Genomic DNA, 8,910 nt, shown 5'->3' on the forward strand with positions numbered 1-8,910 from the left:
GTGCCAGGGGTGGGGACCTCATGGCACGCCTTGTGGGGTCGCGTGCTCCCACTGGGGAGTGGTGAGCGCGCATCGCGAGCCGCTGGCAAGACGCGTGGATGGGGGTCCGCGCGACTCGCCGGTCGGACGGGTCGGCATTGTTTGTGGGGGTGGTAGCGAAAAAACGAGTGGGTCCGCGGGGGGAGCGCCTACGGGGGTGGGCGCTCCTCCCGTGTTGTTTTTCAGTGGGCGTCCGACCAGCTCCGCCCCGCGCCGACATCCACCTTGAGCGGCACCTTCAGCGTGGCCACGCCCGCCATGCCGCGCGTCACCAGCGCCTTCACCTGCTCCACTTCCGCGTCGGGTGCCTCCAGCAGGAGTTCGTCGTGGACCTGAAGGAGCATCAGCGTGCGCAGGCCCTGGGCACGCAGGTCCGCGTCCACCACCAGCATGGCCTTCTTGATGAGGTCCGCGGCGGTGCCTTGAATCGGCATGTTGATGGCGGCGCGCTCGGCGGCCTGGGCCACGCCCCGGTTCTTCGAGTTCAGGTCCGCCATGTAGCGCCGGCGGCCGTAGAGCGTCTCCACGTAGCCCGTCTTGCGCGCCGTGTTGACGGTCTCCTCCAGGTAGCGGCGGATGCCCGCGTAGCGGATGAAGTAGCGCTCGATGATGTCGCGCGCCGTCTCCTGGGGGATGCCCAGCCGGGTGGCCAGGCCGTGGGGTGACAGGCCGTAGGCGATGCCGAAGTTCACCATCTTCGCCACCCGGCGCTGCTCGCGGTCCACCTGGTCGGGCGCGACGCCAAACACCTCGGCGGCGGTGCGGCTGTGGACGTCCTCGTCGTTGCGGAACGCCTCCACGAGCACGGCGTCATCCGCGATATGGGCCAACAGGCGCAGCTCCACCTGGCTGTAGTCCGCGCTGACCAGTTGGTGGCCCGGGGCGGCCACGAAGGCGCGGCGAATCTCGCGGCCCAGCTCCGTGCGCACGGGGATGTTCTGGAGGTTGGGGTCGGTGGACGACAGGCGGCCGGTGGCGGTGGCCGCCTGGTGGTACGTCGTGTGGATGCGCCCGTCGGGGGCCACCAGCGTGGGCAGCGTGTCCAGGTACGTGCTCTTGAGCTTGGACAGGCTGCGGTACTCGATGATGGCGCCAGGCAGCGGGTGGTCCTCGGCCAGCTTCTCCAGCACCTCCTGGTCCGCGGAGGGGCCCGTCTTGCCGCGCTTGATGATGGGCAGGTTCAGCTCGGTGAAGAGCACCTGGACCAGCTGCGGGTTGGAGCCGATGTTGAACTCGTGGCCCGCGTGCTTGTAGACCTCCTTCACCTGCGCCTCGACGGCCGCGTCCACCTTCACGGAGATGCGCGCCAGCTCCACCGTGTCCAGGCTCACGCCCCGCTGCTCCATCCGCGCGAGGATGGGCAAGAGCGGCAGCTCCAGCTCCCGCGCCAGCTGCGCGAGCTTCGCCTCCTCCAGCTCCTTCCAAAGCTCCGGGGCCAGCCTGCGCGCCGCCTCCGCGCGCACCGCGAAGCCCGAGGCGACCTCTTCCGGCGAATGGTCCGCCAGCGCCCTGTCCTTCTTGCCCCGCTTGCCTTCCGCCGCCGCGGGAAGCGCGGGCAGCTCCGTGGCCAGCCGCTCGCGCGCCAGGTCCGCCAGCGCGTGCTCGCGCCGTGAGGGATTGAGCAGGTAGCTCAAGAGCTCCACGTCGTCGTGCGCCCCGGCCAGGGTGAGGCCCTCGTTGGCCAGCACCAGTGTGAGGGCCTTGAGGTCATGCCCTCCCTTCTTCACCGCCGGGTCCTCCAACACGCCTCGGAACGCGGCGGTGAAGGACTCGGGCCGCACCTGCGTGGCGCCCAGCACCGCGTGGCGCAGCGGCACGTAGCGCGTGCTCGCATCCGGCAACGCCACGCCCAGGCCCACCAGCTTCGAGGCGAAGGGCATGCCCTCGTAGGCCGGAATCAGGCTGACCGAGCCCGCGGCGCGCACAGCCTCCGCCAGGGCCTGGAGCTCCGCGTCGGTGCCCACCAGCGTCGTGGTGACGGCCAGGGGCGCGGGCTTCTCCTTCGCGGGTTCGGAGGACTCGGGCAGGCCCTGCTGGGGCAGGTCCTTGAGCAGCGCGTAGAACTCCAGCTCCGTGAAGAGCTCCCGCGCGCGCGCGGAGTCCACCTCCTTGCGGGTCAGCTCCGCCACGCGCACGTCGAGCGGCAGGTCCGTCTTGAAGGTCACCAGCCGCCGGGCGAGCAGGAGGCTCTCCCTATGCGAGGCGAGGTTCTCCCGAACCTTCGGCTTCTTCACCTCGTCCAGCCGGGACAGGAGGGTGTCCACGTCACCGAACTGCTGGATGAGCTCCGTGGCCGTCTTGGGGCCGATGCCCGGCACCTTGGCCACGTTGTCCACCGCGTCGCCGATGAGCGCCAGGTAGTCGCGCATCTGCCGGGGCTCGATTCCCAGCCGCTCCTTCACGTCCTCGGGCCGGGTGTGCACGTCCTTCATCGGGTCGAAGAGGCGCACGTCCTCGTCGACAATCTGGATGAAGTCCTTGTCCCCGGTGACGACCTGGACGCAGAAGCCCTCGGCCTTCGCCTTGTGGGCCAGGGTGCCGATGACGTCGTCCGCTTCCCAGCCCGCGAACTCCAGGATGGGCAGGTTGAGCGCCTCCACCACGCGGCGGATGAGCGCGAACTGAGGGACCAGGTCTTCGGGCGGCCCTTCGCGGTGGGCCTTGTAGTTGGGGTCTATCTTCTGGCGCTCGGTGCGGCTCTCCTTGTCGAAGGCGAGCGCCACGTGCGTGGGCTTCAAGTCCCGCAGGGACTTGAGCACCATGCGCGTGAAGCCGAGCACGGCGTTGGTGGGCACGCCCTTGCTCGACGTGAGCGGCGGAATCGCGTGGTAGGCGCGGAAGATGAAGCCGGACGCGTCGATGAGGACCAGGGTGGGCGCGGTGCGCGGGGGGCTGGTGTCGGCCATGCCCCCGTGCCTAGCGCGCCCGTCCCGCCCTGTCCAACTCGCTCGCTAGGGGCAGCTCCACTCCTTCTTCTTCGCGACGACCAGCTCCTCCACGCCGTCACCCTTGACGGCGAAGTCCAGCACCGCCGCCATGTCCGGGCAGCCGCCCGCCTGACGGAACGCGGAGAGCGCCGTGGCGGAGCAGAACCCCGCCGCCTTGTTCAGGTCCGGGTTGCCCGCGTAGAAGCCGAAGCCCAGCTTCCACATCCGGCACGCACGGCGCTTGTCGTCGCGGTCCGCCCAGTGCTTGCCGCGCTGGTACGACTTGTCCGCCATGTCCGCGAGGATGCTGCGCCGGTAGAACGACGGCTTGGGCTCCGCCAGGTCCAGCATCAGCGACTTGTCCACCTCCAGCGCCTCGCGCAGCGGCTCGGCGGCCTTCTCCGGGTCATCCGCGGCCAGGTAGCTCTGGCCACCCTTGAAGAGCTGATCCACCGTGGACATCGTCTTGAGCATCTCGTCCGCCTGGGCGTGGAACTGCGCGGACTCGGAGCTGGCGCGCAGCTTCTGCAGGGTGGCCAGCGCCTCGCTGCCACGGCCGGCCCAGTAGTCCATCATCGCCGCCTGCATCAGCTTGTTCGGGTAGCGGCCCTTCACCGCCTCGAGCACCACCGTCTTCGGGTCCGTGGGCAGGTTGTCGCGGTTGAGCACCTCCGCCACCGGACACGTCCAGGGAATCGAGTTGGGGTCCAGCTTGATGCGCGAGATGAGGAACTTCACGAAGAGCGGATCCTTGGGCCGCCACTCGTTCTTCTTCAGGCGCCCTTCCAGCCTCACCTCGTAGCCGAGCGGCGGCTGCAGGTCGTCACGCGGCTGGTTCTGGCACCACACCGCCATGTACGTCTGGCAGCGAGGCACCGCCGCGCTCCACTGCGAGTCGCGCAGGTAGCGCTTGCAGTCGTCCAGCGCGCGCTTCGTCACCTGCTCGGCGGCCTCGGCGGCCTTGGCGCGGGCGCGGCGGAAGTACTCGCTCTCCTTCGGAATCTTGCGGAAGGAGTCCAGCGCCTCCTCGGGCTTGAGGCGCTGCTGCAGCTTCTCTCCCATGGAGAAGTGCTCGAACGCGTCCTTCTCCAGCTTGATGCGCCGGATGAGGGTGTTGGCGTCGGTGTTGATGGGGTCCAGGTCCAGCACCTGCGAGCAGATCTGCTCGGCCTTGACCCAGTTGGGGGGCCCCAGTTCGCTGGAGGCATAGGAGCGGCACTCGCTGAGCAGCTCCGACACCTGCTGCGCGGGGTCGACGACGGCCCCGGTGCCCATGGGGCCTCCGGGGTCCACGGCCGTCTCGGGCATCAGCGCCTTGCCCAGCGCCGCCAGCAGCAGCACGCCCACCAGGCCGCCTCCGGCGATGAACAGCTTCTTGCGCCGGGCCTCCGGGTCCGCGCCGCCACCCTGCGCGTTGTCACGCCGCCGCGACGGGGGCGCCGAGCCCGCGCCTCGGCGGGCCGGAGCGTCGGCCTGGGGCGTCTCGAACGTCATCTCCACCACGCCGAACTGGAGCTGGTCCCCGGGCTCCAGGTCCACCGGCTCCGGGCCCAGCGGGTCGCCGTTGAGCAGCGTGCCGTTGGCACTGCCCAGGTCGCGCACCCGCACCCCGCCGCCGACCGACTCCAGCTCCGCGTGCTTCCGGCTGACCGAGTCGTCTTCCAGGATGATGCCCGCGGGAGGAAGGCGCCCCACGAGCACCTTGCCCTTGAGCGGGAAGGTCTTCCCCGCCCACGGCCCCACGGTGCCCCGCAGCAGGGGCCCACCGCCACCGGGAGGACCGCCCACGGGCCTGGGAGGCCGCTTCGCCGGTCCCGCACCCGTGGCACCAGCGGGCTTCGCCTTGATGCTGGGCAGGGCCCGGGTGGCGCGAGCACCGCCGCCCTCCGCGCCCACGGGCATGGCCTCCGCGCCCGCGGGCTTGGAGGCGCGCCGCGCGCCGGTGGCCCTACCAGGCGCCGCCTTGAGGCTCAGCGTGTAGTCGCCAAGAATGACTTCGGACTGAGGCGTGAGCGCGGTGGGCTCGGCGATGCGCTCGCCGTCCACGAAGGTGCCGTTGGCACTGCCCAGGTCCTCGATGAAGACCGTCCCCGCCTCGGAGAAGACGCGCGCGTGCGTGCGCGAAACCCCTCCCTCGGTGAGAAGGACCTCACAGCCCTGCTGGCGGCCCAGCTTCAGCTCGCCGGCGACTTCGTACTCGTTTTCCGTGCCATCGGGCAGACGGACGACCAGTGTGGACATGGCGCGTCAGTCCTCGCGGAAGATGCTCATGTTGACGGGGATGCCCTTGCGCTGAAGCTCGTCATAGAACTTCGGCACGAAGCCGGACGCCACGAAGCGGCCACGCACCTTGTGGTCCTCCGTGAAGCCGTCCTGCTTGTAATAGAAGATGTCCTGGAGCGTGACGATGTCGACCTCCATGCCGGACACCTCCGTGACGTAGCAGATCTTCCGCGTACCGTCCGAGAAGCGCGTCTGCTGCACGATCATGTGCACCGCGCTGGCAATCTGCTCTCGGATGGCCTTCACCGGCAGCTCCATGCCGGACATCAGCACCATCGTCTCCAACCGGGCGATGGCGTCGCGCGGCGTGTTGGCGTGCAGCGTGGTGAGCGAGCCGTCGTGGCCCGTGTTCATGGCCTGGAGCATGTCCAGCGTCTCGCCCGAGCGGCACTCGCCCACGACGATGCGGTCCGGCCGCATGCGCAGGCAGTTCTTCACCAGGTCTCGGATGGTGATGGCGCCCTTGCCTTCGAGGTTGGGCGGGCGGCTCTCCAACTGCACCCAGTGGTCCTGGGGAAGCTGCAGCTCCGCGGCGTCCTCGACGGTGACGATGCGCTCACTGTCGGGGATGAACGAGCTGATGATGTTGAGCGTCGTCGTCTTCCCGGAGCCCGTGCCGCCGGAGATGACGATGTTGCGCCGCGCCTTGACGCACATCTCCAGGAACTCGGCCATCTGCGCGGTGAGCGTCTTGTACTTCACCAGGTCCGAGATCTTCAGCGAGTCCTTCTTGAACTTGCGGATGGTGATGCAAGGGCCCTTCAGCGCCAGCGGAGGGATGATGGCGTTGACGCGACTGCCGTCCTTCAAGCGCGCGTCCACCAGCGGGCTGGACTCGTCGATGCGGCGGCCGATGGGCGCCACGATTCGCTCGATGACGCCGAGCACGGCCTGATTCGAGGAGAAGGTCTTCTCCGACAGCGTCAGCTGGCCCTTGCGCTCGATGTAGATCTGGTTGGCGTGGTTCACCATGATCTCGCTGATTTCATCCGACGCGAGGAACGCCTCGAGGGGCCCCAGGCCCAGCGCCTCGTTGATGACGTCGGTGAGCAGCTCCTCGCGGTCCACGTCCTCCGGAAGCTCTCCGTCCGCTTCCATCTGGTCGATGATGTCGCGGATGGCCTTCTCGGTCCGGCGCCACAGCTCGTCGTCGCCGAGCCGGTCCATGTCCATGCGACGCAGGTCGAGGTACTCGATGAGCCGGTCGTGGATTTCCTTCTGGAGTCGCGTGTAGCGCTCCATCCGGGGGTCCACCTTCTTCTTGTTCTTCGCCAGGGCGGACGCCATGGACGCGGGCATGCGTCCGGCGACAGGAGCCTTGGCCGCGGGAGCCGGAGGCGGTTCCTCCTCGTACGGCTCCTCGTCCTCGTACTGCTCCTCCTCCTCGTACGGCTCTTCCTCACCCCCGTCGTCGTAGGCCTCCTCGGCCTGACCGGCGCGCGTCATCGCCGGACCCGCCTCCTCCACCAGCGGCTCCACGTTGATGATGTAGTCGCCGATGTAGATCTGGTCCGTCGGCTTCAGCACCTGTGGCGCGGCGATCTTCTTGCCGTTCACGAAGGTGCCGTTCGTGGACTTCATGTCCACGATGATGCACTTGCCATCCTTGGCGACGATGCGGGAGTGGTACTTCGAGACATTGCCCTTCGCGAGCATGATGTCATTGCCGGGCAGCCGACCGATGGTGATTTCCGGCTTGTGGTACTCACGCTGCTCGGTCCCGCCGCCCTTTTCCGCGAGGGTGATCAAAAACATGGGACGGATGCTAGCAAGCACCCCTTCCACCTCAAAGCGCCAGCCGCAGTCGACCTGCCCGCCCGCAAGGCGACGGGCCGGCATCCGCCCCGAAAAGGGAGGAAACCGGCCCGTCCAGGGGCCCCAGGGCCCCGACCCAAGGCGCCCCGAGGCGCCCGAGCATCAGTCGAAGATGTTGAAGTTCACCTCGGACCGAGCCTGCTTGTAGCGGCTCTTCACGTCCTCGATGATGGTGCGGACCTTGTCCGAGTCCGGGTTCACGATGCGTGGGGTCACGAAGATGACCAGCTCGCGCTTGGTGGAGTCGAACCCGCGGCTCTTGAAGAGCTCACCGATGATGGGGATGTGACCCAGACCGGGGATCTTCGAGATGGACTTCTGCTCGTCGTGGCTGAACACGCCGGACAGGACGATGGTCTCTCCGTGGCGCACGGTGACGTTCGTCTTCACCTTGCGGGTGCGGAAGCCGGGCACCGTGGACGAACCGCCGATGGACACGGCGACGGAGGTGTCGATTTCAGAGGCCTCCGCCTCGATCTCCGTCTGGATGTTGCCGTTGCGGTCCGCGGTGGGGCGCAGGTTCAGGATGACGCCGTACTTCTTGTACTCGATGGAGAACTGGTTGTTGGTGATGAGGGGGATGGGGACCTCGCCACCGGCCAGGAACTCCGCCTTCTCACCGCTGGCGCACACCAGCTTGGGCTGCGCGAGCAGGCGGCCGTAACCGTCGTTGCCCTGGAAGCCGATGGAGAAGTCCGCGCCCGCCGTCAGACCCAGGTTGGAGCCACCCTGCCCGAAGGTGCCCGGGAACAGCTCCTGCGTCACCGTGGCCGCGGCCGTCGCCGAGCCCGTGATATCCAACGGGTAGCGGATGCCGTAACGGTCGCGGCTGTTGCGGCGGATTTCGACGAACTGGACCTCGGAGAGAATCATCCGCTTGATGCCGACGACGAGCAGGTTCTCCACCTTCTCGCCAATGGCCTTGGTGATGAGCTCCGCCTTCTGGAGGTCCTGCTGGCTCTCCACCGAGCCCTCCAGGAAGATGGTCGCGCCCACGACGTTGGCCTGAACATTCTTCAGGCCCGCCTTCTGGAACGCCGCGTTCAGGTTCTGCGCCACCAGCTTCTTGGCGTTGGGGGCGATCTTCACGAACGACTTCACGTTCGGATAGAGGCTCACCACCTGGTCGATGCGGTCCGCGTCCTGCGTGGTGTACGCCTGACCGTCCAGGTAGATGCGGTCACCCACCATGCGGACGGAGACACCTTCGATTTCGCCCAGCAGGCGCTTGATCTCGGAGATGACCTCGTTGGGGTCCTGCTTGCGGACGTTCACGAGGTAGCTGACGCGCTGCCCCGTGGTCTTCCAGATGAGCAGCGTCGTCTTGCCCTCCGCCTGACCGGTGATGAGGAGCTGACCGGAGCCGAGCGTCTTCACCTCGGCGATGGACGGGTCGCCGAGGGCCACCTTGCTGAGGCCTGGAATCGTGAGAACCTTCTGGGCGCCTACCCCGAGGCTGACGCTGGTGCCATCCTGAGCCAGGGCGGAGCCACTGGCCACCAGGGCAACGAGTGCGCCAAGCGCGGCGGCATGCGTGAAGCGTGTGAACATCGTGCGTGTCCCCTCTTCCAAGTCTCTGCGCTAACCCAAGCTTTCGTGCTGCCACCACAGCGCCCAGAGTGTTCCGAGCGCGATGGCCACCCCGTAGGGGATATGACGCCGCTCGGTGGGTTGCGCGTCCGAGCGCGCCAGGTGCAGTCGCACCGCCCAGCGCCGCAGCGCCGCCGCCACCGTGTCCCAGACCGCCCCTTGCCACAGGAGCGAAACCACCGCCTGGGCCGCACCCACCAGGGAGATGAACGCGGCGGCCGCCATCGACGCCGGGAACCCCAGCACGGCGCCCACC

At 68.1% G+C, this 8,910-nt stretch carries 4 protein-coding genes and 1 pseudogene; all 5 read right to left on the reverse strand.

The window, feature by feature from the left end; translation table 11 throughout:
- Positions 1 to 221 precede the first annotated feature (221 nt).
- Entirely contained in the window at positions 222 to 2,945 is a 2,724-nt protein-coding gene (gene polA / locus HR086_RS41390) for a DNA polymerase I (RefSeq protein ID WP_174468375.1), read from the reverse strand.
- Positions 2,946 to 2,990: 45 nt separating this feature from the next.
- Positions 2,991 to 5,207, reverse strand: a complete 2,217-nt coding sequence (locus tag HR086_RS41395; RefSeq protein WP_174459002.1) for an FHA domain-containing protein — start codon at positions 5,205 to 5,207, stop codon at positions 2,991 to 2,993.
- 6 nt (positions 5,208 to 5,213) lie between these two features.
- Complete coding sequence (locus HR086_RS41400; protein ID WP_174459001.1) at positions 5,214 to 7,004, reverse strand: ATPase, T2SS/T4P/T4SS family; 1,791 nt, start codon at positions 7,002 to 7,004, stop codon at positions 5,214 to 5,216.
- A gap of 162 nt (positions 7,005 to 7,166) precedes the next feature.
- Complete coding sequence (locus tag HR086_RS41405) at positions 7,167 to 8,615, reverse strand: type II and III secretion system protein family protein (protein ID WP_141648448.1); 1,449 nt, start codon at positions 8,613 to 8,615, stop codon at positions 7,167 to 7,169.
- A 30-nt stretch (positions 8,616 to 8,645) separates the two neighbouring features.
- A pseudogene (locus tag HR086_RS41410) lies at positions 8,646 to 8,910 on the reverse strand (prepilin peptidase); the annotation flags it as partial.

The organism is Myxococcus sp. CA039A, assembly GCF_013336645.1.
Taxonomy (GTDB): Bacteria; Myxococcota; Myxococcia; order Myxococcales; family Myxococcaceae; genus Myxococcus; species Myxococcus llanfairpwllgwyngyllgogerychwyrndrobwllllantysiliogogogochensis.

Coding starts and splice junctions, on each gene's coding strand:
- polA (WP_174468375.1), bottom strand. CDS start 2,945: ATGGCCGACACCAGCCCCCCGCGCACCGCGCCCACCCTGGTCCTCATC.
- HR086_RS41395 (WP_174459002.1), bottom strand. CDS start 5,207: ATGTCCACACTGGTCGTCCGTCTGCCCGATGGCACGGAAAACGAGTAC.
- HR086_RS41400 (WP_174459001.1), bottom strand. CDS start 7,004: ATGTTTTTGATCACCCTCGCGGAAAAGGGCGGCGGGACCGAGCAGCGT.
- HR086_RS41405 (WP_141648448.1), bottom strand. CDS start 8,615: ATGTTCACACGCTTCACGCATGCCGCCGCGCTTGGCGCACTCGTTGCC.